Origin of the sequence: Micromonospora sp. NPDC049359 (assembly GCF_044466585.1) — a bacterium.
In the GTDB taxonomy this organism is placed as follows: Bacteria; Actinomycetota; Actinomycetes; order Mycobacteriales; family Micromonosporaceae; genus Micromonospora.
Genome location: NZ_JBITMW010000003.1, coordinates 511932 through 537310 on the forward strand (window position 1 = coordinate 511932; position 25379 = coordinate 537310).

Genomic DNA, 25379 nt, shown 5'->3' on the forward strand with positions numbered 1-25379 from the left:
CTACGATCGTTGCAATTTATGAGCTTGACTCCGACTTGTAACGGTGGAGCGACGATGGGTAAGTGGTGCGCTCGGATCGGCTTCGCCGGGGCGACGAATTGACGACGACCGACAGGCCCTCGCGTTCCGGGACCGCCGACGAACCCCGACGCGAGGACTGGGTCGGCACCGCCGCCGAGGCGTTGCCGGACGACGCGGGCAGCGTCCTGATCGGCCGGATCTGGGATCCGTCCGTCAGCGGCCCCACACCCGTGGTCGTCCGCGACGGTGAGGTCCTCGACCTGAGCCACCGGTTTGCGACCGTCCGGGACATCTGCGAGCTGCCCGACCCCGCCGCGACCGTGGTCGGGCTCGACGGGGCGCGGGTGGGGGACTTCGGGGAGATCCTGGCCAACACGGCGGTCACGACCCGCGACCGCGACCGGCCCTGGCTGCTGACCCCGGTCGACCTGCACGCGCTCAAGGCCGCCGGCGTGACCTTTCCCATCTCGATGATCGAGCGCGTCATCGAGGAGCGGGCCCGCGGCGACCTGGCGCTCGCGGCGGACATCCGGCAACGGATGTTCGCCGACATCGGCGTCGACCTGCACCACCTGGAACCGGGCTCGGCCGAGGCCGATCGACTCAAGAGCCTGCTGGTCGCCGAGGGCATGTGGAGCCAGTACCTGGAGGTGGGGATCGGTCCGGACGCCGAGATCTTCACCAAGGGGCAGATCCTCTCCGCCGTCGGCACCGCCGTCGACGTGGGCGTGCTCGCCGCGTCGACCTGGAACAACCCGGAACCCGAGATCACGCTCATCGTCCAGTCCAGCGGCCGGATCGTCGGCGCCACCCTGGGCAACGACGTGAACCTGCGCGACATCGAGGGCCGCTCGGCGCTGCTGCTTCCCCTGGCGAAGGACAACAACGCCTCCTGCGCCCTGGGCCCCCTGATCCGGCTCTTCGACGACCGGTTCGGCCTGGAACGGGTGCGCGAACTCGAGGTCCGCCTGGAAGTCCACGGCGCGGACGACTTCCGGCTCGAGGCGGTATCGGAGATGACGCGGATGTCGCGCGACCCGGAGGACCTGGTGCGGCAGCTCATCGGCCCGCACCACCACTATCCCGACGGCGCGGCCCTGATGCTCGGCACCATGTTCGCGCCCATCCAGGACCGGGGTAGCCCCGGTGAGGGCTTCACCCACCAGGTCGACGACGTGGTACGGATCAGCTGCCCGGCGCTCGGCACCCTGGTCAACCGGGTGCGGCACGCCCAGGAGTGCGAGCCCTGGCACTTCGGCATCCGCGACCTCATGGGCAATCTGGCAAGGAGGGGACTGCTGTGAACGTGGTCAGCACGGTCGATCCGCGCGACGGCCAGCGCCGCGCGACGGATCTCACCGAGACCGACGAGTCAGGGGTGGACGTGGTCGCCGGCCAGGCGTCCCGGGCGACGCGCTGGTTGGCCGACCTGGGAAGGCACGGCCGGGCGGAGCTGCTGGACGCCATCGCCGCGTCCCTGGAATCCCGTCGGAAGGACCTGGTCGCGGCCGCCGAGGCGGAGACCGGGCTGGCCCACGCGCGGCTGGACTCCGAGCTCACCCGGGCCGCGGTCCAGTTCCGGATGTTCGGCGACGTGCTCCGCGACGGCGCGTACGTCGAGGCCGCCATCGACCACGCCGCCGACACCCCACTCGGACCCGGTCCGGACGTGCGGCGGATGCTCGTACCCCTCGGGCCGGTCGCCGTCTTCGGCGCCAGCAACTTCCCGTTCGCCTTCTCGGTCGCGGGCGGGGACACGGCCGCCGCGCTCGCCGCCGGCTGCCCCACGGTCCTGAAGGCCCATCCGTCGCATCCGCTGACCTCGCACGCGTCCGCCGCCGCGATCGAGGCGGCCGTCCGCGACCTCGGCGGGCCCGATGGCGTCATCGGCGTCGTGTACGGGGAGCGGGCCGGTCGCTGGCTGGTGCGGCACCCCGCGATCCGTGCGGCCGCCCTCACGGGCTCGGTCAACGCCGCCCGTGCCATCCAGGCGGCCATCGACGAGCGACCCGATCCCATTCCCCTGTACGCCGAACTGAGCAGCGTGAACCCGATCGTCGTGCTGCCGGGCGCGGCCGCCGACCGGGCCGAGGGGATCGCCGAGGGACTGTTCGCCTCCTTCACCGCCTCCGGCGGCCAGCTCTGCACCAAGCCGGGCCTGGCGTTCGTGCCGACCGGTGGGGGCGGTGACCAGCTCGTCGACGGTCTGCGCGAGAGGGTCGCCGGCTCCGGCGGCGCGATCCTGCTCAACGAGCGCATCCGGGACGCGTACGAGATCCGGGCGGCCGAGTTCGAGCGGGCCGGCGTCCGCGTCTCGGCGCAGCCGCGGGTCGAGAACGGCGCGGGCTTCGCCGTCGCGCCGAGGCTTCTGGAGGTCGACCTGCCGGGGCTGACCGCCGAGATCGCCGACGAGTGTTTCGGGCCGCTCATGATCGTCATCCGGTACGACGACACCGCCGACCTCGACGCCGCGCTGCACGCCGTCCCGCCGTCGCTGACCGGCTCCGTCCACCGTGGCCCGCAGGACGACGCCGACGTGGTCCGTGGGTTGGTCGACGTGCTCTCCGCCCGCGCGGGTCGCATCGTCTTCGACGGCTATCCCACCGGTGTCCGGGTGTCCTGGGCCCAGCACCACGGTGGGCCCTGGCCGTCGACGAACGCCGTGCACACGTCGGTGGGCGCGACGTCGATCCGACGGTTCCTCCGGCCGCTGGCATGGCAGGACGCGCCGGCCTGGGTGCTTCCCGAGGAGTTGCGCGACGAGTACACCGCGATTGTGCGGCGGATCGACGGGAGGTTGACGCCAGCGGTCGAATAATTGCGTCGACGGTCTCTCGGGTGCATTCTTACGACACCCGCCGCTGACGCGTGGATTCCGTCGCGAAATAGAGCGGACCGAGATTCCGCACGCCAATTCGACAGGCGCTCACCGCGTTTTCCTCGGCCGCAATTGTGTCGGTCCTGGCCGGACCGTCGACGCGATTCTCCGTACTCCCTGTGGTGGGGAATCCCCGGCCGCGCACCCCCTGGTGAAAGCCGGGGCTGCGCGGCCGGGGTGTGCTACGGGGTCACGTCGGTGACGTGCAGCCGCAGCATGGTCCACGACGCGGGCGCGAGAGTCAGGCGGACGCCGAGGTCGCTCGCCTGGACCGTGTCGTTGGGGCGCGGCTCGGCGTGGTCCGGGCCGTCGGCCGTGTTCTTGGCATCGAGGTCGGCGCCGCCCACGGTGACGCATTCGATGATCTCGCCCACCTGGGCGCCGGCGAGGTCGACGGTCACCTCGGCGGGGGTGTCGACGACCCGGTTGACGAGGAACACGGTCATCTCGGCGGCGGTGTCGTCCCAGGTGGAGACCGCGTCGACCGCGTCGATGACGCCGTAGCGGTCGGTGGTCGTGGTGCTGCCGTCGCGCAGTACGTCCAGCACGACCCCCCGGGCGTGCCGGGCCGTGCGGGCGAACGGGTGGAAGATGGTCTGCCGCCAGGCCGAGCCTCCCGGTTCGGTCATGATCGGCGCGATGACGTTGACCAGTTGGGCCTGGCACGCCGCGGTCACCCGGTCGCTGTGCCGCAGCAGGCTGATGAGCAGGCCACCGACGACGACGGCGTCGGCCACGCTGTAGTGGTCCTCCAGCAGCGGCGGCGCGACCGGCCAGTCCTCGCCGCTGGGCGGGGTGGACGGCGCGGCGGACTGGTACCACACGTTCCACTCGTCGAACGCGATCATGATCTTCCTGGTGGATCGGCGGATCGCGCCCACCGAGTCCGCGATGGCCGTGACGGCGTCGATGTACCTGTCCATGTCCTCGGCCGAGGCGAGGAAGCTGGGCAGGTCATCGTCGACCGGCTGGTAGTAGGCGTGCAGCGAGATCAGGTCGACGTCGTCGTACGCCTCGGTCAGCACGTCGCGCTCCCAGCTCCCGAAGGTCGGCATGCCGAGATGGGACGAGCCGCAGGCGACCAGTTCGAGGTCGGGATCGAAGCGGCGCATCGCCTTCGCGGTCTGCGCCGCGAGTCGCCCGTACTCGGTCGCGCTTCGCTGGCCCACCTGCCACGGGCCGTCCATCTCGTTGCCCAGGCACCACAGCCGGATCCCGTACGGGTCGGCGGCGCCGTTGTCGCGGCGCTGGTCGGCGAGGTGGCTCCCCGCCCGGTGGTTGGCGTATTCCAGCAGGTCGACAGCCTCGGCGGTGCCCCGGGTGCCGAGGTTCACCGCCATGATGGGATCGACGCCCGCCTTGCCGACCCAGCGCATGAACTCGTCCAGCCCGAAGGCGTTGGTCTCCAGGCTGTGCCAGGCGAGGTCGAGCCGGGCCGGTCGTTTCTCGACCGGGCCGACGCCGTCCTCCCAGCGGTAGGAGGAGACGAAGTTGCCGCCCGGGTAGCGGACGGTCGTGACGCCCAGCTCGCGGACGAGCGCGAGGACGTCGCCCCGGAAGCCGTCCGCGTCGGCGCTGGGGTGGTCGGGCTCGTAGATTCCGCCGTAGACACAGCGGCCCAGGTGCTCCACGAACGAGCCGAAGATCCGGCGCGGCACCGGTGCGACACGTCGCCGCGGGTCCAGGAGCAGGCGTGCGGTGTTCACGACAGCCGTCCCGGCTGGCCCGGACGAGGCTGGACGGGCGAGGCGGCGCGGTGGGGGAGTGGGTGCGGCGCTGCGTCGAGGTGGGTGTTCAGGGCGGGCTCCTCTCGGAGGAGGCCTCCGACGTCGGGATCCGTGTCGCGGCGCCGGGGACCCGGGGTGGTGGGTCGGTGCGAGCTCTGGACATCGCCATGATCATCGATTACGTTCGCGATCGATGTAAACGTTACCGATCATGCTCCCCGGAGGGAACACCGCGTTCCGGAATGGCGCCTGACAGAGCGTGCCGTCCCGTTGTCAACGGGTAGATCCCGTGCGCGAAATGGCGCGGCTTTGCACCCCGGGAAGTCCACCTTGCACAATCCCGTTAGGACCCGCTGCCGGCGCTCGCGCGAGGATGAAGAGGTCTTGTGTTCGCAATCGTGGTCGGTTACGTTGGCAACATCCTGGAAACGTAACCGATAACGATTGCAGTCCAGAGAGAGCGGCATGATCGAAGCCAATGCGCCGGTAACAATGAGTGATGTCGCCCGGATCGCCGGCGTTTCCACCGCCACCGTTTCGCGCGTCGTCAACGGGCACTACGGCGTCAGCGCCCGCACGATCGCTCAGGTCCGCACCGCCATCGAACAGCTCGGCTACGAGTCGAGCCTGGTGGCCTCGAGCCTGCGGCGCAGCCGCACCAACGTCCTCGGCCTCGTGGCGCACAGCTTCCAGTCGTACACGGCAGAGGTGCTCAAGGGGGTCATGAAGGCGCTCAGCCGCTCCGGCTTCGACCTCATCATCTACGCCAACAGCGACCTCTACGGGTCCTACTCGGAGGGTTGGGAGCAGCGGCACCTGACCCGCCTGTCGGGCACCCTCACCGACGGGTGCATCGTCGTCACGCCCTGGGGTGAGATGCGCAGCCGTACGCCGGTCGTGGCCATCGACCCGGTGCGCGGCGCGACGGCGCCCTCGGTCATGGCCGACAACCTCGCCGGCGCCACCACCGCTGTCGAGCATCTGCTCGACCTGGGCCACCGACGCGTCGGCTTCATCGCCGGTCGCGACAGCCTCGCCTCGGCATGGTCCCGGGAGGAGGGCTACCGGGCGGCGCTCGTCGCCGCCGGTATCCCGGTCGACCCGACGTTGATCGGCCGGGGGGACTTCAATCCCGAGTCGGCCGTTCCGTTGGCGCGCGCCCTGTTGCAACGGGCGGACCGGCCGTCGGCGATCTTCGCGGCGAGCGACGGGATGGCGCTTAAGGTCCTTGAGGTCGCCAGGGAACTGGGGCTCTCCGTCCCGCAGGACCTGTCCGTCGTCGGCTTCGACAACATCCCCGAGTCGGCGTCGACCGTTCCGGGTCTGACCACGGTCGACCAGTCGATGTACCAGCTCGGGTACGAAGCCGCGCGAATGCTCAAGTCACTGGTGACCGGCGAGTGGGACGAGCCGCACCAGATAGTCCTGCCGACCAACCTCGTGGTCCGTGGCTCGACCGCAGCACCGGCGAGGGACCGAAGGAGGTGAGCGCTACCGCACGGCGAGATCCACCGATGGGTTGAGCTGGTCAGCGGGTCGCATCCGCTGCCGGCACAGGAAAGGAGTGGAGCGTGACAACCGAACATTATCACGGGCGCCGACGCCGCCTCGGCGTACGCCGGCTCGCGGCGGTGTTCAGCGCCGGAGTCGTCGCCCTGGCGGCGGCCCTGCTCGCGCCGCAACCGGCAGCGGCGGCGGACACGCCGTGGCTGGACGTCTCCCCGGACCGCTACGCCTCGTTCAGCGTGCCGGCCGCGTACGTCCAGGAGCGCCTCGGCACCGTCTCGCAGGTGGTCGTCGAGGGCAACTTCGGCCCGTCCGCCACCTGGGCGGAGTTCGGTCTGACCCGCCGCGGTGACGTGTGGTCCGGGGTGCTCGGCGCGCTGACGCCCGGGCTGTACCGCTACCAGGTGACCGCCGACGACAACAAGACCATCAAGGATCCGACCAACAGCGCGGGAGTGGCGTCCGACCCGCTCCTGAGCACCTTCCTGATCCCGGGCGAGTCGGTGCGCTGGCTGGCCGACGCGCCCGCCGGCAGCGGCGGCACGGTCGGGACGCTGACCTACCGGGTCCGCGCCGAGCAGCGCTCGGCCCTGGTCTGGACGCCACCCGGGTACGCGGCGAAGAAGCCGAAGGGCTATCCGACGCTCTTCCTGGAGTCGGGGGGCGGCGTGGCCGCCACCGACTGGCTCGACCTCGGTCGCACGAAGCAGATCCTCGACAACCTCTCGGCGGCGGGCGCGATGCAGCCGATGGTCGTGGTGATCGCCGACAGCACGGACGACCGGGAGTTGAAGGATCTCCGGAAGGCGGTCGGCGACAACTACCGGGTCCTTCGCGATCCGGCCCACCAGGCCATCGCCGGTGTCACCGACGGCGCGGCGCGGGCGGTCCGCGCGGCCCTCGCCAAGCCCGGTCAGTTCGGCTCCGTCGGCTGGTTCTCGGGCACGTCGACCCCGACGATCGACCGCCGGGACGCCACGGCGCTCAACCACCTCAAGCTGCTGCGCCTCTACACCGGGAACGTGACCGACCCGGCCTACAACACCACCTACCGGCTGACGAAGGCGCTGGGCCGGGCCGACGTCCGGTTCGAGTTCGACGGGGTCAACCCGGACGGCGGCGGGAACTGGACCACCTGGCAGGAGAACCTCGTCGACTTCGTGCCACGGCTGTTCCGGCACGTGGCGGACCACGGGCCGAGCCCGGGCCACGGCCGGTTCACGGGCGAGTTCTCGCCTCCGCCGGCCGGCACCACCCCGACGCCCTTCGTCACCGCGGACGGGTTCGTCACCTTCGAGACCACCACCGACTTCGCGGACGCCCAGCACGTCACCGTGTGGGCCAACATCGCGCCGGGCGGCAGTTGGCTGCGCGTGCCGCTGACGCGTGACGGCGACCGGTGGCGGGCGACCGTGGGGCCGCTGAAGCCCTGGTTCTACTACTACCGCCTGATCGTCGACCGGGTGCCGTTCAAGGACGTCTCCAACCCGACGAAGGTGACCACGGAGCCGATGTGGAGCACCTTCCTCGTCCCGGGTCCTGCGGCCCGACTGCTGACCGACGTGCCGGCGGGCCAGGGCGGCACGGTCGAGAGCATGACCTACAGCAGCACGGTGGCCGGCCAGGACCGCACCGCGCTGGTCTGGACCCCGCCCGGGTACGACCCGCAGCGAGCACAGCCCTATCCCGTCCTCTACCTCCAACACGGTGGCGGGCAGAACTACACGGACTGGGTCGAGATGGGCCGGGCCAAGCAGATCCTCGACCACCAGTTCCTCGACGGGGACCTGACACCCATGGTCGTCGTGATGGGCAACGGCAACTCGTCGAACTTCAACCGGGAGTTGTTGGAGAACATCGTGCCGACGGCCCGGTCCCGGTACCACGTCTCCAGCGACCCCTCCCAGCAGGCCCTCGCCGGGCTGTCGATGGGTGGAGGGCAGGCGTTCGGCGTGCTGAAGGCCTACCCGGGCCAGTTCGCCTACGTCGCGGCGTTCTCGGCCGGCTTCGGCAGCGGCACCGGCGTCGATGTCGCGGCCATCAACAACGGCACCAGGATGCTGCGGCTGTACGTCGGTGACCAGACCGACTTCGTGTACCCGAGCTTCATGGCCTCGCTGACCACGATGGACGCCCTCGGTATCCGCTACGAGTTCGACGGGGTCACCCCCGGGCCACACGGCTGGGACGTGTGGCAGAAGAACCTCATCGACCTGGCGCCCCGTCTGTTCAAGCGCTAGGAGCCTGCCCAGGCGACGCCACCGGGAGCGAGGCCCCAGCGCCTCCGGTGGCGCCGCCGGCGCATGGATGTCCGTGCACCGCCACCTTTGAAGGGAACCATCTCAATGAAGAGAAGACGCATACTCGCCACGGTGGCCATGCTCGCGGCCGGGAGCGGCCTGGTCGCCTGCTCCTCGGACGACGGCGGCAGCGACGCGAGCAACTGCACGAACACCATCACCAAGCAGAACGTGCCGGTCGTGACGATGTGGGGCTGGTACCCCAACACCCAGCTTGTCGTCGACAACTTCAACAAGCTGCACGACGACGTGCAGGTCTGCTGGACCAACGTCGGTCAGGGCGGCGACGAGTACGACAAGTTCCAGACGGCCATCTCGGCGGGCACCGGGGCGCCCGACGTGATCATGGTCGAGGCGGACCGGATCCCGACCTTCCAGATCCAGGGCGCGCTCGTCGACATCAAGCAGTACGGCTACGACGCGGTCAAGGCCAACTACGGCGAGGGCGCCTGGAAGGACGTGTCGGTGGGCGACGCGGTCTACGGCGTCCCGGTCGACGGTGGCCCGATGGGCATGATCTACCGCAAGGACATCTTCGACAAGTACCAGATCACCCCGCCGAAGACCTGGGCCGAGTACGAGCAGGCCGCGCAGAAGGTCAAGGACGCCGGCGGCCCGTTGTTCGGGGACCTCGGCGCGAACGTGCCGGCCGTGATGATGGCGCTGCAGATCCAGAAGGGCGCGTCGCCCTTCACCTTCGATCCGGCCCAGCCGAAGTCGATCGGGGTGAAGCTCAACGACCAGGCGTCCAAGGACGTGCTGGACTACTGGGGTGGCCTCGCCAAGAAGGGCCTGGTCGGTACGCAGGACCAGTTCACCCCGGAGTACATCTCCGGTGTGATCAACGGGAACTACGCGACGTACATCTCGGCGGCGTGGGCGCCGGGCTACCTCACCGGGGCGGGCGTCGGTAAGGGCCAGGACACCGGCAAGTTCGCGGTCGCGCCACTGCCGCAGTGGGATTCGGCCAACCCGGTGCAGGTGAACTGGGGTGGGTCGGCCTTCTCGGTGACCAAGCAGGCGAAGAAGCCGGAGCTGGCGGCGAAGGTCGCCTACGGGCTCTACGCCGACAAGGAGTCGCTCACCGACGGCTGGACCAACCAGATCATCTTCCCGCTGAACCTCACCGCGCTGAAGGATCCCGCGTTCGTCGACCTGAAGGTGGCGTTCTTCAGCGGCCAGCAGGCGAACAAGGAGGTCTACCTGCCCGCCGCCGAGGCCTACAAGGGGGTGTCCTACGCGCCCTTCGGCCAGTACTACCTGGACGCCATGACGAAGCAGATCAGCGAGGTCATCAAGGGCTCGACCACCGGCTCCCAGGCTGCCGACAAGCTCCAGGACGACGTGGCGAAGTACGCCAAGGAGCAGGGCTTCACCGTTCAGTGACCGCTCCGGGTGGGTCGCGCCGGCGGTGGCCGGCCGGCCCACCCACGACCCCCCGCGTCCACGCCCTTCGGAGACCACAGATGACAGTCCTGACCGAGAAGCGCACACCGCGTCCGCCGAGCGAGACGCGCAAGATCCGTGGCAAGGTGCACCTCCGCGAGCACCTGATGGGGTGGCTCTTCGTCGGGCCCTTCGCGATCGTCTTCCTGGCGTTCCTCATCGCGCCGTTGGCGTACGCGCTGTACCTCAGCCTCTTTCAGAAGAAGCTGATCGGCGGCACCAGTTTCGTCCTCTTCGACAACTACGTGAAGGCGTTCACCGACCCGAGCTTCCTGTCCGGAGCCTGGTTCGTCATCCGCTTCTCGCTCGTCTCGATCCCGCTGCAGATCGTCCTGGCGCTCGTGATGGCTCTCATCCTGGACGCCGTGACGACGCTGTTCGCGCGCTTCTCCCGCCTCATGATCTTTCTTCCGTACGCGATCCCCACCGTCATCGGGGCGGTGATGTGGGGGTTCCTCTACAGCAAGGGCTTCGGCCCGCTCACCGACATCTTCGGGCTGTTCGGCGCCACCGCGCCCGACTTCCTGGGCAGCGACCTGATCTTCTACGGCCTGCTCAACGTCGTCACCTGGCAGTGGGCCGGCTACTACATGATCATCCTGTACGCGGCGTTGCAGGGCGTCGACCCGACGCTCTACGAGGCCGCCCGGATGGACGGCGCCGGACGGTGGCAGATCGCGACGCGTATCAAGATCCCGCTGATCGCGCCCGCGCTGATCCTGATCCTGGTCTTCTCGCTCATCGGCACCCTGCAGTTCTTCAACGAGCCGCAGATCCTGCGTTACCTCGCCGCGGGCACGATCGGGGCCGACTTCACCCCCAACATGTACGCGTACCAGCAGGCGTTCTCGCTGGCCAACTTCAACTACGGGTCGGCGATCTCGTTCGCGCTCGGCGGCATCGTCTTCATCTGCGTGTACGCCTTCCTGTTCTTCACCCGCAAGCGGAGGAGCTTCCTCTAGATGGCCGACCACACCAGCGTCCGCGCCGGCGTCCGCCGGCCGCAGCGCTACCTTCCCCTGCAGATCCTCCTCGGCTTCCTGGTGATCTACTTCCTGGTCCCGTTCTGGTGGGTCATCGTCAACAGCTCCAAGGACGCGCCGGGCCTGTTCGGGGGCGGCAACACCCTGTGGTTCTCCGACCAGATCGACTACGTCGGCAACCTCCGGCAGCTCTTCACCTACGACGGTGGCATCTACCTGCGGTGGATCCTCAACTCCACGCTGTACGCCATCGCCGGCGGAGTCGGCGCCACGGTCCTGGCGGTGATGGCCGGCTACGGGTTCGCCAAGTACCGGTTCGCCGCGCGGCGCTTCAGCTTCGCCGTCGTGCTGGGCGCGCTCATGGTGCCAGCCACCGCCCTGGTCATCCCGACCTTCATCATGTTCTCCCGGCTCGGCCTGACGAACACCGTCTGGGCGGTGATCCTGCCGTCGCTGCTCAACCCGTTCGGCGTCTACCTGATGCACGTGTACGCGCGCGACGCGGTGCCGGACGAGCTGCTCGACGCGGCGCGCGTGGACGGCGCGGGGGAGGTGCGCACGTTCCTGCAGATCGCGCTTCCGCTGATGCGTCCCGCGGTGGTCACCGTGCTGCTGCTGTCCGCCGTGGCGTCCTGGAACAACTACTTCCTGCCGCTGGCCATGCTCTCGGACAACCGGCTCTTCCCGGTGACCGTCGGTCTCGGCCTCTGGCAGGGGATCGCCTCGGCGAACAACTCGGGCGGCACCTCGCTGTGGAGCCTCATCATCCTGGGCTCACTGGTGTCCGTGATCCCACTGGTCATCGCGTTCTTCAGCCTCCAACGGCACTGGCGCGGCGGCCTGTCCGTCGGAGGCCTTCGCTAGGTCGCGCCGAGCGACCTTGAGGCATGACAGAGAGGTGTGCTGATGTCGACGACAGATCGACCGCTGCGCAGCGCGCAGTGGTTCGGCGCCGAGGGCCGCAACGGGTTCATCCACCGGTCCTGGATGCGCAACCAGGGATTCGCGGACGACGTCTTCGACGGTCGCCCGGTGATCGGCATCGCCACCACCTGGTCGGAGCTGACCCCCTGCAACGCCCACCTGCGCGACCTGGCCGAGTCGGTGAAGCGCGGCGTGTGGGAGAGCGGCGGCCTGCCGCTGGAGTTCCCGGCCATGAGCCTGGGCGAGCCACTCATGCGTCCCACGACCATGCTCTACCGCAACCTGCTCGCGATGGAGCTGGAGGAGTCGGTCCGCGCCAATCCCCTCGACGGGGTGGTCCTGCTCTCCGGCTGTGACAAGACCACCCCGGGCCTGCTGATGGGGGCGGCGAGCGTGGACCTGCCGACGCTGATGCTGACCGGCGGGCCGATGCTCAACGGCAAGTTCCGGGGCCAGGACATCGGCTCGGGCACGGTCGTCTGGCGTTTCACCGAGGAGATGCGGGCCGGCCGGATGAGCGCCGCCGACTGCGCCGAGGCGGAGGTCGGCATGTCCCGCAGCCGGGGCCACTGCATGACCATGGGGACCGCCTCCACCATGGCCTGCGTGACCGAGGCGCTGGGCGTGCAGCTACCGGGGGCCGCCGCCGTACCCGCCGTCGACTCCCGGCGGTACGCGCTCGCGCAGGCCGCCGGACGGCGGATCGTCGCCATGGTGGGCGAGGACCAACGGCTGTCCTCGGTGCTCACCCGCGAGGCGTTCGAGAACGCCATCCGGGTCAACGCCGCGATCGGTGGCTCCACGAACGCCGTCGTGCACCTGCTCGCCATCGCCGGACGCCTCGGCGTGCCCCTGTCGCTGGAGGACTTCGACACCCTCACCGCCGACGTTCCGCTGCTGGTGAACCTCATGCCGTCCGGGGCGTACCTGATGGAGGACTTCGCCTACGCGGGCGGCCTCCCGGTGGTGATGAAGGAGCTCGCGCCGCTGCTGCACACCGAGCACGTCACGGTCAGCGGCCGGAGCGTGGCCGAGAACGTCGACGGCGCGCAGTGCTGGAACTCCGAGGTCATCGCCACCATGAAGGAGCCGTTCCAGGCCGCCGGCTCCGGCACCGTGGTGCTGCGCGGGTCACTGGCGCCGTCCGGAGCGGTGCTGAAGGTCTCCGCCGCCACCCCCCACCTCCTCACGCACACCGGCCCGGCGCTCGTCTTCGACCGGATCGAGGAGTACGTCGTCGCCGCCGACGACCCGGACCTGGACGTCACACCGGACACGGTGATCGTCGTTCGCAACGCCGGTCCGCGCGGCTACCCCGGCTTCCCGGAGGTGGGCAACGTGCCCATGCCCCGCCGACTGCTCACCGACGGCATCACGGACATGGTGCGGATCTCCGACGCGCGCATGAGCGGCACCGGCTACGGCACGTGCGTCCTGCATGTGGCGCCGGAGGCGTCCGTGGGCGGTCCTCTCGCGCTGATGCGCACCGGCGACCTGGTCCAGCTCGACGTCGCCACCCGCCGCCTCGACCTCCTGGTCGACGAGGCGGAACTCGCCGAGCGTCGCTCCGCCTGGAAGCCGCCGCCGCCGGTGGCCGAGCGGGGTTGGGCACGGCTGTACAGCGAACACGTCCTCCAGGCCGACAGTGGGGCCGACCTCGACTTCCTGGTCGGTGGCAGCGGCAGTGACGTGCCCCGTCACTCACACTGACGGACGAGGAACCCGACTCATGGAAGAACGGACGGCCCGCCAGTGCGAGTTCACGCGGAGGAAGCGGTGACGACCGCCCACCGGCCAGCGGTCATGGCGGACGTCGCCCGCCTGGCGGGCGTGTCCCACCAGACGGTGTCCCGGGTGATCAACGGAGCGCCCGCGATCCGGCGCGAGACGCGGGAGCGGGTCCTCGAGGCGATCCGGCGACTCGACTATCGCCCCAACACCGCCGCCCGGGCGCTGGTCCGGGGACGCTCCGGAATGATCGGCATCATCGGCACGGCCCGGACGCTGTTCGGTCCGACGAGCATCCACCGCAGCGTCGAGGACGCCGCCCGCGCCGCCGGCTACTTCGCCACCTCGGTCAGCCTCTCGGAGGTGACGGTACGGGCGCTCAGCGACGCCACCGAACACCTCATGCGCGTCGGCGTGGAGGGCGTCGTGATGATCGCCGGCAACGACGAGGCTCTCGAAGTGGTGCGGATGACCCGGTCCGGGGTGCCCTTCGTGGTGGTGGAGGGCGACCTGTCCAGGGCGAGCGTCACCGTCGGCGTCGACCAGGTGCTCGGCGCCCGGATGGCGACCGAACATCTGCTCGGCCTCGGACACACCGAGATCGTGCACGTGTCCGGTCCGCTCAACTGGGCCGAGGCGCGCGCCCGCCGCGACGGCTGGCGTACGGCGATGGTGGCCGCGGGCGTACGCCCACCCGAGCCCGTCGAGGGTGACTGGATGGCGCACAGCGGCTACCTCGCCGGGCTGCGGATCTGCGAGCTGCGCGGCACCACCGCGGTCTTCGCCGCCAACGACCAGATGGCCCTCGGCGTGCTGCGCGCGCTGCACGAGCGTGGTCGGCGCGTGCCGCAGGATGTCTCGGTCATCGGGTTCGACGACGTGCCCGAGGCGGCGTACCTGATTCCGCCGTTGACCACGATCCAGCAGGACTTCGACGCGGTCGGTCGACGGGCCATCACGGCGGTCACCCAGGCCATCGACGACACGGTGCCGCGGCCCCTGCCGTTGGTCGTACCGTCGCTCGTGGTGCGTGAGAGCACGGCGCCGCCGCACGGCGGGGCGGGCCCGGCGTGATGCCGAGCCCGCCCGGGTGCGCTCACGTCAGGGCAGCGAGCCGGAACTGCTGGTTGGTCTGGCCGTGGCAGTCGTAGAGCTGGATCTGGGCGCCGTTGGCGGTGCTCCAGACGTCGAGGCAGCGTCCGGACTGGACGCTGCTGATGGTGCCGTTGGCGTTGATGTTCCACTGCTGGTTGGTCTGACCGTGGCAGCTGTAGATCTGCACGGCCGCGCCGTTGCCGCTGCCTGCGGCGTCGAGACACATGTTGCCGTACACCTGTAGTTGTTTGCCCGAGGTGTAGGTCCAGGACTGGTTGATCTGCCGGTTGCAGTCGTAGAGGGTGACCCGGGTGCCGTTGGTGCGCGAGGCGTTCGGTACGTCGACGCATCGGCCCGACTGCGCGCCGATGATCTGGCTCGCCGAGCTCGGCGGCCCAGTGGTGGGTGAGGTGGTCGGCGTCGGCGTCGGGCTGCTCGTCGGGGTGGTGGTCGGCGTCGGGGTGGTTGGCGTCGACGGCAGCAGCGGACAGGTGCTGCGGTACGCCACCACACCGCTGTTGTCCAGCAGCGGGCAGAGGAACTGGCTGTACCGGGCGTCGTTGTCGATGAACATCTTGACGAACGGCAACATGGTCCGGACCATCACCGGGTTCGACCGTCCGACCATGAAGCCGTGGTCCGCGCCGGCGACCTCCAGGTAGACGCTCTCGGTGGTGCTCGGGATGCTGTTGTAGAGACCGGTGGCGTAGGACGGGGTGACCACCGTGTCCGCCTGGCCAGCGAAGATCATGGTGGGTACCCGGTCGGTGGCCAGGTTCGACGACGGCGAGTACGGCGCGATGCCGACCACGGCCTTGAGCGACGGACGCCGCATGGCGGCATTGAGCGCCCCACCGCCGCCCATGGAGTGGCCCGCGACGGCCAACCGGTTCGGGTCGACGCGGTCGCGTACCGGGCTCTGCTGCGTCAGGTAGTCCAGCGCGGCGAGGAGTTGGGTGCCGCGCGCCGTGTCGAAGTCGTTGCGGCTGTTGGTCTCGATGCCGATCACGACGAAGCCGTGCGACGCCAGCCACGGTCCCATCCAGGCCAGTTCGGCGGAGAACAACGCGGTGTAGCCCGGTGAGATCGCGATGGCCCCGAAGGTGCCCTGGCTGGTGTCGGTCGGGTAGTAGATCCGGCCGCCGTTGAAGCCGTACCCGGTCGGGACGGCGACCGACGTGTTGGCGAAGGGGCCGTTCACGGCGGTGACGCTGGTCCGGGTCGGGTCCGGGCCCCGTTGGTACGGGTTGTCGGCCGCTGACGCCGACCCGGTCGCCAGGGTGATGGTGAGCAGCCCGACCGCGGCGGCGATCCCGGCTGCGGCCACTGTGAACAGACGTCCCCGGAGGCCGGGCGACCTCCGGTCGGCATGGGTGTTCCCCGCGGGCGGGGAGTGGTCTGCGGATCCTCGCACTGTCGGTACCTCCTGGTGGTGGGGGAGTGAGGGGCGGTCGGGATCGTCCCGTGCGGAGCCCCGATCGCCCCGGCGGTGTCCGAATTGTCAGCGTTGCAGCGTCAGCCTGCCGGCCGGTACGGCGGGAGGCCGTAGTCGCCGCCGAAGCTGGGCGAACGCCTCGGCCACCCGGGCCAGGTCGGGCAGCAGCGACACCACCAGGGCGACAATTATCGCGACAGTTCCGGAACTGGAGAACGTTCGCGGTCGGTCCGCCCGGTGGTGGCGGTGCGGTGGTATCTCCTGGTGGTGGACCTGGCCGCCGGGCGGACAGGTAGGCCTGACGGTCGCGTGCGGCGCCTCCGGAGCTGAGTGGATCGTGTTAACGTTCACAGCCATCGATGGCTCTCAGGCTCGCAGAAAGTTCCAGCATTTTCAACCGGTAGTTTCGGGCTTGTTACGGATCGCCCGAACGGCGCGTGGCCGCCGTGCTGGGGCCACCGCCCACCGCGCCACGTCGCCGGTCAGTCGCCGTGGTGGTCGTAGGCGGACCGTCGGTCGTGGTCCCCGGGCGGGACGGGAAGACCCGTTACGCGGGTGGCGGCGCGGTCGACCCCCGGACCCGCAGCGACGGACTGATGACGACCCGGTGGGTGGGGCGGTCGGGGTCGGCGAGCCGGTCGGCGACGAGACGCACGGCAGCGCGTCCGATCGAGCGTCGCGGCGGTCGGATCGCGGTCAGCGGCGGGCTGAAGAGACCGGCGACCTCGTCGTCGTACGCCACGATGGAGAGGTCGCCGGGAACGGACAGCTGCCGCTCCTCGCAGTGCTGCACCAGAGCGATCGCCTCGGCGTCGGCGTGCACCAGCAGCGCCGTCGTTCCGGTCGCCCGGCACCGGTCGAGCACGTCGTCGAGGACCGTGTCCCGCTCCGGTGACCGGGTATCGGGTGCCACGGCCACCACTGTCGCATTCGGATCGAGGCCGCACTCGGTCGTGGCGTCGAGCCAGCCACGCCGCACGTGCTGGCTGGTGGGACTGTTGGCGTCGAGCACCAGGCCGACCTTGCGGTGCCCGAGCGAGGTGAGGTGGCGTACGGCCATGGCCGCACCGAGCGCGTGGTCGGTGACCACCGACTCCATGACAGCGTGATGGCTGCCCACCGTGGCGGTGCGTTCCAGCAGGACGACCGGGACGCCGACCTGGTCGAGCCACTCGATGGTGCGTTCGGCGGTCGGCGCGTCCATGCTCGGCGCGATGATCAGCGCGTCCACGTCCATCCGCCCCACCAGGCGGGCCAGTTGTGGCTGGTCGTCCTCGGTGTCGTACGAGGAGCCGCGCAGCACCACGCGCATGTCCAGCTCGCGGGCGGCGCCCTCGACACCGCGCGCCACGTCCGGCCAGTAGTAGTCCAACGAGGGCACGAGCATGCCGACCGCGCGCCCGACGAGCGGGTTCAGGCCCGCGTCGGGCGGCTCCTCGGTTGCCGGGACGTCGTCCGGCAGGATCAGGGCGACTCCACCGTGGACCCGGCGAACCAACCCTTCGGCGGCGAGCTCCGCGATGTCGCGCCGGATGGTGACCGGCGCGGCGCCCAGCACGTGCGACAGGTCGGAGATGCGCATCGAGCCGTCGCGCTGCAGCGCTGCCAACAGTTGCTGGCGGCGGGCGACCTGAAGCGGCGCGCGGGAAGTCTCCGCCGTGGCGACGACAGGACTGTCCTTGGTCATTGGGGACCTCCGAGGAACGCTTCGTGCGGCGAAAGGTATCGCGCCGTGACGACGAGCTTGCCAACCGGGCTGAACGCGGCGGCGCGCGACGGCCATGGCCCTCGGCTGCCCGAGCGGCTGTGAGCGGTTCTGATCGTATCAGATCAGTTATGGCGTTGAAGACGCCGCTGAGTCGCTGTACGGCGGCGACCGCAAGCCGGCGGAACGATCGAAGACTGCAGGATTGAGGCATATGTGCGCGCTGGGGGCAGGGCATCGACAGCTCCGGCCGCAGTCGATCCGGGTGACAGCGTGTGTCCTTTTGATCGTATGTGTTCGTCTGGTTTGAGAACAGCATTGACTTGATCTGATGTGAGCGTTTTACTTCGGAAACCCTGCGGAAGCCGGAGCGTCACATTCCCGGCAACGCCCCGCTCGCCACCCTCCATGGAGACGGACCGATGCGACAGGATCTGCGATGACGTCCGGGACGGCCGGCCGGTCAACGCCGGGGACGGCCTCGGATGCCGCGACCTGGAGCCGGGACGACTGGCTGGCCCTCGCCGACCGGATGCTCGCCGCGGTCCGGCCGTTCGCGTCGCCCGGCCACGCTCTCGTCAACCTTCCCGGTGCCGAGGGCGGTTACGGGCGGGCCGTCGACGGCCTTGAGGGTTTCGCCCGCACCTTCCTGCTGGCCGGCTTCCGCCTCGCGGGGGCCAGGGGAGTGGGCCTGGACGAGCTGGCCGACCGGTACGCGGCCGGTATCGCCGCCGGCACCGACCCGACCTCCCCGGACCGCTGGGTGCGCTTGGACGAGCACCCCCAGGCGAAGGTGGAAGCCGCTTCCATCGCGCTGGTCCTGGACATGACCCGCCCGTGGATCTGGGACCGGATGCCGTCCGCGGTGCACGAGCGGGTAGTCGACTACCTGCGCCCGGCGGTCGGCGACGACACGTATCCACAGATCAACTGGGTCTGGTTCCGGCTGGTCGTACAGACGTTCCTGCGTTCGGTGGGTGGGCCGCACTCGCTCGACGAGATGGCCGCGGACCTGCGCACGCACGACAGCTTCGCCCGCGCGGACGGCTGGATGTCCGACGGGCCGCACCGGGCGTACGACCACTACGTGGGCTGGGCCCTGCACCTGTATCCGACGCTGTGGGCCCGAATGGCCGGCGCCGCGGACCTGGCCGAGCAGCGCCGCGATCGGGACCTGGCCAGCCTCGACCGCTTCCTGAGCGACGCGGTGGCGCTCGTGGGCACCGACGGGTCACCGCTGATCCAGGGACGAAGCCTGATCTACCGCTTCGCCGCGGCGGCGCCGTTCTGGGTCGGCGCGATCGCCGGCGTGCCCTCGGTCAGCCTCGGCCGGCTGCGCGGCGCGGCCACCCGCATCGTGCGCCACTTCGTCGCCAACGGGGCTCTGGACGAACGAGGTCTGCTCACCCTCGGCTGGCACCGGCCGTGGCCGCGACTGGCCCAGTCGTACTCCGGTCCGGGCTCGCCGTACTGGGCCAGCAAGGGCCTGCTCGGCATCGCGCTACCCACCGACCATCCGGTGTGGACCGCTTCTGAGGAGCCGCTGCCGGTCGAGGAGCGGAATACGGTGCGGGCGATACACGCGCCGGGCTGGCTCGTCTCCGGCACCCGCGCCGACGGCATCGTCCGCGTCGTCAACCACGGCACCGACCACGCCGTCGAGGGCGCCACCGTCGGAGATTCCCCGCTCTACGCGCGACTGGGCTACTCCACCGCCACCAGCCCCGTCCTCGACGACAGCGGCTGGGCCAGTCCGCTCGACCAGTCGGTCACTCTCGTCGACGACGCCGGCCGGGTCACCCACCGCGCCGGCATGCGTCAGCTGACCGTGCACGTCGACAGCGACGGCGTGGGGGTGGCCGGATCACGTGCCCTCGCCCACTGGGTCGACCCGGATCCAGGTCAGCGCGATCACGGCGGCGGCCATCTCGGCTCGTCCCGACCGGCCGGGCACCTCACGGTGTACTCCCTGGTCCGTGGCCCCTGGGAGCTACGTCTGACCCGCGTCGACGACCTCGCCGACGGTGTCGAGGCGGCCGCGCTGCGGCTGCGGATCGGCGGCTGGGCCATTGCCGGGGACGCGACGGCGACCGTCGGCGAGCGGGCGGTGACCGTGACCGGGGCCGGCCTGACCAGCCGGCTCGACAGCGTTCGCGGGGACGGAACGGCCGGCGCCAGCGCCGTTCCGCACGGCGGACCGCTGGCCGGCGGGCTGGTGGTGCCCTGGCTGGACCACCCCGTCCGGCCCGGCTGCTGGGTCGCCGCCTTCATCGAGCTGTCCGGGGTGTCGGCAGCCACTGTCGGGCAGGCGGGCCGGGTCGTGGCCGACGAGAACGCCGACGGCCTCCACCTGGCGGTCGACTGGCCCGACGGGATCAGCACGTCGACCCGTCTGGACACGGAGCATGCCGGGCCCGCCCGGGTGCCTGGTAGCAGTGCGGGCCCGTCCGGGCCCCTTAACCTAAGGAGAAAGGGATGAAGCGTGCGATACCGGCCGTCATCAGCGTCGCGGCGGCCCTGACGCTTGTTCTCGCCGGTTGCGGCGGCGGAGACGAGCCAGTCGACCCCAACGCCCCGGTGACGATCACCCTGGCCGGCTGGACCCTGTCGTCCACGCCCGAGTTCAAGACGCTCGCCGACGGCTTCAAGGCGACCCACCCGAACGTGACGGTGGAGCTCAAGGAGTACGCCCCGGGCAACGACTACGACACCCAGATGATCACGGATCTGGCCGCCGGCACCGCCCCGGACGTCTACGTCATGAAGAGCCTCAAGAACTTCTACACATACCAGAGCGGTGGTCAGCTGCTCGACGTCTCCGACGCCACCTCCGGTCTCGGCTCGAGCCCGGCGCTCGCGTCGTACCAGGTGGACGGCAAGGCGTACGCGATGCCGTACCGGCAGGACGCGTGGGTGCTGTTCTACAACAAGGACCTGTTCGCGAAGGCGAAGGTGGCGCCGCCGGACGGCAGTTGGACCTGGGACGACTACACCGACGCGGCGAAGCGGCTGCACACCGGGCTGAAGGGGGCCGGCTCGAACGCGACCGGCGCGTACCAGCACACCTTCCAGTCGACGGTGCAGGGATTCGCGCTCGCCCAGACCCCCAACGCGGACCTGCTCTCCGGGAACTTCGGCTACCTGAAGCCGTACTACGAGCGGTCACTGGACCTGCAGGCGGCCGGCGCGCAGCCGACCTTCGGCACCGCGAAGACCAACAAGCTCACCTACCAGGCGCAGTTCGGCAAGCAGCAGTCGGCGATGCTGCTGATGGGCACCTGGTACGTGGCCACGCTGCTCAACCAGCGCAAGAGCGGTGACGCCGACACGTTCCAGTGGGGGATCGCCCCGGCGCCGCAGTTCGACAAGTCCACCACCGGCACCTCCGCCACGCCGGTCACCTTCGGTGACCCGACCGGCCTGGGGATCAACCCGAAGATCAGCAAGTCCAAGACCGCCGCGGCCAAGGCCTTCCTCCAGTACGCGGCCGGTCCGGATGCCGCCAAGGCGCTGGCCGGGATCGGCATCACCCCGGCCCAGGTCACCGACGCGGTCACCGCGACGCTGTTCGGGCTGGACGGTGTACCGCAGGACGACCTGTCGAAGTTCGCCTACGCGAAGCACACGGTCAAGCCGGAGAACCCGGTGTCGAAGCACACCGCCGGCCTGCAGAACCTCCTCAACGAGACGCACTCGGCGATCCTCTCCGACGGCAAGGGCGTCGACGCGGAGCTGAGCAAGGCGCAGACCCGTGCCAAGAACGAGGTCCTCAACCAGTGAGCTGATGGCGGGCCCGGCGCGCCTGCGTCGTACGCCGGTCCCGCCACCATGCCGAACGCTTCCGGAGACTCCCTATGGCAACATTGCCGCGCACGAGACCCAGGAACCGGCGGCTGGTGTCGCGCAACACGGTCGCTGGCTGGTCGTTCATCCTGCCCAACTTCGTCGGCTTCGCCGTGCTCACCCTGCTACCCGTCGTCGTGCTGTTCTACGTGGCCTTCACCAGCTGGAACGTCTTCGGGGCGGCCGAGTGGACCGGCACCGCCAACTTCCGGCGAATGTGGGGCGACGCGAGCTTCTGGACCGCGCTGCGCAACACCGTCTACTACACCGTCTTCCACATCCCGCTGACCCTCGCGGCGGCACTCGGGCTGGCGCTGCTGCTCAACCGCAAACTGCGCGGCGTACGGTTCTTCCGCACCGTCGCCTTCTTCCCCTACATCACCTCGATCGTGGCGATCGCGATCGTCTGGAACCAGCTGTTCAGCCCGGAGTACGGCCCGATCAACGCGCTGCTCGGCGCCCTCGGGGTGGACAGTGCGCCGGGCTGGACCACGTCGTCGACCTGGTCGATGCCGGCGGTCATCATCGTCGGCACCTGGCGGTACATGGGTTACTACATGCTGCTGTTCCTGGCCGGCCTGCAGACCATCCCGGCCCAGCTCTACGAGGCGGCCGAGACCGACGGCGCCACACCGTGGCAGCGGTTCGTGCACGTGACCCTCCCCGGGTTACGACACACCACCTTCTTCGTCACCGTGCTGCTCACCATCGAAAGTTTCAAGGTCTTCGACCTCATCCTCGTGATGACCGGCGGCGGACCGGGCCAGTCGACACTGGTGCTCTCGCAGTACATCTACCAGAAGGGCTTCGAGGAGAACCAGTTCGGCTACGCCTCGGCGGTCTCCATCGTCCTGTTCGCCATCTGCTTCGGCATCACGGTCATCCAGTTCATGGTCAACAAGCGGAGGAACAGCTGATGACCGCGACCGACCTCTCCCTGCCCACCCCGGCCGTCGCCGCGCCCGGCAACCGCAGCGCGCCCGGCCGGCCGGTCCGGTCCCGGGGCTGGCGGCTCGTCGGGTACGCCGCCCTCGTGCTCGCGGCGGCCGCGCTGCTGCTTCCGTTCTACTGGATGGTGGTGGCGTCGTTGAAGACCAACAGCGACGTCTTCACCATCCCGATCACCTGGCTCCCCGATCCCGTGGTGTGGCGAAACTACCTCGACATCTGGCAGCGCTCGGACATGACGACCTGGTTGGGAAACACGCTGCTGCTGTCGGTGGTCGTCAGCCTCCTGCAGGTGGTGACCGGCAGCTTCGCCGCCTACGGCTTCGCCCGGGTCCGCTTTCCCGGCCGTAACGCGCTCTTCCTGGCGTACGTCGGGACGATCGCGGTGCCCTGGCAGTCGTACATGATTCCGCAGTTCATCCTCATGTCGAAGTTGCAGTTGTCGAACACGCTGTGGTCGATCGTCGCGTTACAGGCGTTCGGCGCGTTCGGCGTGTTCCTGATGAAGCAGTTCTACGAGACGATCCCCGAGGAGCTGAGCGAGTCGGCGCGGGTGGACGGGCTCGGCGAGTTCGGCATCTACCGACGGATCATGCTGCCGCTGTCCCGACCGGCGCTGGCCAGCCTGGCCCTGCTGACGTTCGTGACCACCTGGAACGACTACCTCGGCCCGCTGATCTACCTGCGCAGTCCGGAGCTGCGCACCATCCAGTTGGGTCTGAACACCTTCATTTCCCAGTACAACGCCGAGTACGCGCTGATCATGACGGGCTCGGTGCTGTCCGTGTTGCCCGTCGCGGTCATCTTCCTGCTCGGCCAGCGCTACTTCATCGAGGGCATCGCCACGACCGGACTGAAGGGTTGAGGCCCATGCGTTCGCGCCACCACACCCTCACCGCCGTCTTCGACGGGGTCTACGTCGCGCTCGTCAGCAACCTGCTGCTGGTGCTCGGTTGCCTGCCCCTGGTGACGCTCGCGTTCACCACCGAGGCGGCGCGCTCCTGGCCGCTGTACGCGCTGACCGCCCCGCTCTGCGCGCCCGGGCTTTGTGCGGTCTTCGCGGTCATGTCCGCCTATTCGGCTGGCGACACCGGCGGCGTGCTGCGCACCTACGGCCGCGCCTGGCGGGCCACCGCCCGGCCGGCGATGCTCTGGACGGCGGCAGCCATGGCGGCCCTGGTCGTGCTCGTCGTCGACGCCCGCGCCGCCTGGGGCCACCGGGTCGGGGCACTCGCCCTGCCGGTGCTGGCGACCCTGATCGTCCTCACCGTCGCCACCACGCTGCTGGGGTTGGTGACCGTCGCCGAGCGACCCACCGCGCGGTTGCGTGAGGTGGCCCGCGCCTGCGGGTATCTGGCGGTGCGCCGGTGGTACCTCACCGCCGTGTCTCTGCTCGTCCTCGTGCTGCTCGCACGGATCCTGGCCGCCCGCCCCGCGATCGCGCTCGGCCTCGCCGCCGCGCCACTGCTCTACGTCGTGTGGGCCAACAGCCGCTTCACCCTGCGCGCCGCCCTCGACCCACCGGCGACCGCACCGCAGAGCACCTGAGCACCGCGTTCCGGCCACCGCGCCGGGACGCCGACAACCGCACCTGCCCGGCACCGGACCGTACCCACGAGGGAGAACAGCATCCATGACGGCGACCGACGTCCGTCCCAACTCCGACGCAGAAGCCACGGCGGCCGCGGTGGCCGCCGCGATCCGCACGGTCGACGCGAACATCGCCGCCTTCGGCGACCGGTACCCCGCCGACACCACCGCCGCCAACCGCTACCCGCTGCGGCCAGCGAGCGGAGGCCAGCCCGAGGGCGCCAACGTCGGCTGGACCACCAGCTTCTGGCCCGGGATGCTCTGGCTGGCACATGACCTGACCGGAGCGGAGCGCCACCAGCGGGCCGCGCTCTCCCACGTGGACAGTTTCGCGGCCCGGATCACCCGCGGCATCGACCTGGACACCCACGACCTCGGGTTCCTCTACACCCTCGCCTGCGTCACCCCGGCCCGCCGTACCGGTGACCCGCGGGCCCGAGGCGCGGCCCTCGCCGCCGCCGACCACCTGATGACGCGCGTCCTCGAACCCGCCGGAATCATCCAGGCCTGGGGCGACCTGAACGACCCCCGCCAACGTGGCCGCACGATCATCGACAGCCTCATGAACACGCCGCTGCTCTTCTGGGCCAGCCAGACCACCGGCGACGACCGCTACGCCGCAGCGGCCCGCCGGCACACCGCCCAGCTGCGCCAGCACATCCTGCGTCCGGACGGCACCACCTTCCACACCTTCTACTGGGACCCGGACAGCGGTGTGCCGCTCCGCGGGGAAACCGAACAGGGCCACTCCGACCACTCCTGCTGGGCGCGTGGGCAGGCATGGGGCATCTACGGGTTCAGCCTCAACCACCGGCACATCGGCGACCCGGCGCTGCTTGCCGCCGCGAGGACCTGCGCCGACCGCTTCCTCGCCCACCTGCCCGACGACCACGTCGCGTACTGGGATCTGGAGTTCGGCGACGGCAGCGGCCAGGAGCGGGACAGCTCGGCCGCGGCCATCGCCGCCTGCGGCCTGGTCGAACTCGCCGACGGCGTCACCGACACGGCCAGCGCCGACCGGTACCGGACCGCCGCCGCGGAGATCCTGCGCTCGCTCATCGCCCGCTACTCCACCGGCGGCCACCCGGTCTCGAACGCGCTGATCCTGCACGGCGTGTACGACAAACCCAAGGGCATCGGCGTCGACGAGGGAACCCTGTGGGGCGACTACTTCTACCTGGAAGCCCTCACCCGCGCCACGATCCCTGGCTGGACCAGCCCCTGGTGACCACCGCGATCGACCCGCACCG

Annotated in this window: 18 protein-coding genes; 15 read left to right on the forward strand and 3 right to left on the reverse strand. The window is 70.0% G+C overall.

Annotated features, from left to right (window positions below):
• The first annotated feature begins 98 nt into the window (after positions 1-98).
• Both ACIBTX_RS10870 and ACIBTX_RS10875 read left to right on the forward strand, forming a co-directional pair.
• Positions 99-1325, forward strand: coding sequence for a fumarylacetoacetate hydrolase family protein (locus ACIBTX_RS10870; protein WP_357125110.1), 1227 nt, complete (start codon positions 99-101; stop codon positions 1323-1325).
• Positions 1322-2839 carry an aldehyde dehydrogenase family protein gene (locus ACIBTX_RS10875; RefSeq protein ID WP_357169011.1) on the forward strand — a complete coding sequence of 506 codons (1518 nt, stop codon included), beginning with the start codon at positions 1322-1324 and terminating at the stop codon, positions 2837-2839. Before ACIBTX_RS10870 ends, ACIBTX_RS10875 begins: the two co-directional genes overlap by 4 nt.
• A gap of 242 nt (positions 2840-3081) precedes the next feature.
• On the opposite strand, the gene ACIBTX_RS10880 is transcribed toward ACIBTX_RS10875, so the two are convergent.
• On the reverse strand, positions 3082-4605 hold the full coding sequence (locus tag ACIBTX_RS10880; RefSeq protein ID WP_357125116.1) for an alpha-N-arabinofuranosidase: 1524 nt from the start codon (positions 4603-4605) through the stop codon (positions 3082-3084).
• A 486-nt stretch (positions 4606-5091) separates the two neighbouring features.
• Here ACIBTX_RS10880 and ACIBTX_RS10885 point away from each other — a divergent pair, with 486 nt between their 5' ends.
• The 7 genes from ACIBTX_RS10885 (at position 5092) to ACIBTX_RS10915 (ending at position 14587) form a co-directional block, all read left to right on the forward strand.
• Positions 5092-6114, forward strand: coding sequence for a LacI family DNA-binding transcriptional regulator (locus ACIBTX_RS10885; RefSeq protein WP_357125118.1), 1023 nt, complete (start codon positions 5092-5094; stop codon positions 6112-6114).
• Positions 6115-6197: 83 nt separating this feature from the next.
• Entirely contained in the window at positions 6198-8372 is a 2175-nt protein-coding gene (locus ACIBTX_RS10890; RefSeq protein ID WP_396832381.1) for an alpha/beta hydrolase, read from the forward strand.
• A gap of 105 nt (positions 8373-8477) precedes the next feature.
• Positions 8478-9818 (forward strand): extracellular solute-binding protein, encoded by a 1341-nt coding sequence (locus ACIBTX_RS10895; protein ID WP_357392600.1) that lies wholly within the window; start codon positions 8478-8480, stop codon positions 9816-9818.
• Between the two features lie 80 nt (positions 9819-9898).
• Entirely contained in the window at positions 9899-10840 is a 942-nt protein-coding gene (locus tag ACIBTX_RS10900) for a sugar ABC transporter permease (protein WP_357125127.1), read from the forward strand.
• On the forward strand, positions 10841-11725 hold the full coding sequence (locus tag ACIBTX_RS10905) for a carbohydrate ABC transporter permease (protein ID WP_357125130.1): 885 nt from the start codon (positions 10841-10843) through the stop codon (positions 11723-11725).
• Positions 11726-11767: 42 nt separating this feature from the next.
• Positions 11768-13495: an IlvD/Edd family dehydratase gene (locus ACIBTX_RS10910; RefSeq protein ID WP_396832382.1), complete on the forward strand. Its 1728-nt coding sequence runs from the start codon at positions 11768-11770 to the stop codon at positions 13493-13495.
• 66 nt (positions 13496-13561) lie between these two features.
• The gene (locus tag ACIBTX_RS10915) at positions 13562-14587 is read left to right on the forward strand and encodes a LacI family DNA-binding transcriptional regulator (protein ID WP_357125136.1); all 1026 of its coding nucleotides are present in this window, start codon (positions 13562-13564) and stop codon (positions 14585-14587) included.
• 22 nt (positions 14588-14609) lie between these two features.
• Here ACIBTX_RS10915 and ACIBTX_RS10920 read toward each other — a convergent pair whose 3' ends face one another.
• Both ACIBTX_RS10920 and ACIBTX_RS10925 read right to left on the reverse strand, forming a co-directional pair.
• Positions 14610-15935: a ricin-type beta-trefoil lectin domain protein gene (locus ACIBTX_RS10920; protein ID WP_396832383.1), complete on the reverse strand. Its 1326-nt coding sequence runs from the start codon at positions 15933-15935 to the stop codon at positions 14610-14612.
• A gap of 655 nt (positions 15936-16590) precedes the next feature.
• Positions 16591-17730 (reverse strand): substrate-binding domain-containing protein, encoded by a 1140-nt coding sequence (locus ACIBTX_RS10925; RefSeq protein ID WP_357125143.1) that lies wholly within the window; start codon positions 17728-17730, stop codon positions 16591-16593.
• Positions 17731-18187: 457 nt separating this feature from the next.
• On the opposite strand from ACIBTX_RS10925, the gene ACIBTX_RS10930 reads away from it, so the two are divergent.
• The 6 genes from ACIBTX_RS10930 to ACIBTX_RS10955 all read left to right on the forward strand — a co-directional run bounded on the left by ACIBTX_RS10930 (position 18188) and on the right by ACIBTX_RS10955 (position 25357).
• Positions 18188-20227, forward strand: coding sequence for a DUF2264 domain-containing protein (locus ACIBTX_RS10930; protein WP_396832384.1), 2040 nt, complete (start codon positions 18188-18190; stop codon positions 20225-20227).
• The gene (locus ACIBTX_RS10935) at positions 20224-21528 is read left to right on the forward strand and encodes an ABC transporter substrate-binding protein (RefSeq protein ID WP_396832385.1); all 1305 of its coding nucleotides are present in this window, start codon (positions 20224-20226) and stop codon (positions 21526-21528) included. The genes ACIBTX_RS10930 and ACIBTX_RS10935 overlap by 4 nt, the downstream gene beginning before the upstream one ends.
• A 116-nt stretch (positions 21529-21644) precedes the next feature.
• On the forward strand, positions 21645-22508 hold the full coding sequence (locus ACIBTX_RS10940) for a sugar ABC transporter permease (RefSeq protein WP_357125152.1): 864 nt from the start codon (positions 21645-21647) through the stop codon (positions 22506-22508).
• Positions 22508-23404, forward strand: coding sequence for a carbohydrate ABC transporter permease (locus tag ACIBTX_RS10945; protein ID WP_357125155.1), 897 nt, complete (start codon positions 22508-22510; stop codon positions 23402-23404). Before ACIBTX_RS10940 ends, ACIBTX_RS10945 begins: the two co-directional genes overlap by 1 nt.
• 5 nt (positions 23405-23409) lie before the next feature.
• Entirely contained in the window at positions 23410-24087 is a 678-nt protein-coding gene (locus tag ACIBTX_RS10950; RefSeq protein ID WP_357169033.1) for a hypothetical protein, read from the forward strand.
• A gap of 85 nt (positions 24088-24172) precedes the next feature.
• Complete coding sequence (locus tag ACIBTX_RS10955) at positions 24173-25357, forward strand: glycoside hydrolase family 88 protein (RefSeq protein ID WP_357169036.1); 1185 nt, start codon at positions 24173-24175, stop codon at positions 25355-25357.
• The last annotated feature ends 22 nt before the right edge of the window (positions 25358-25379 follow it).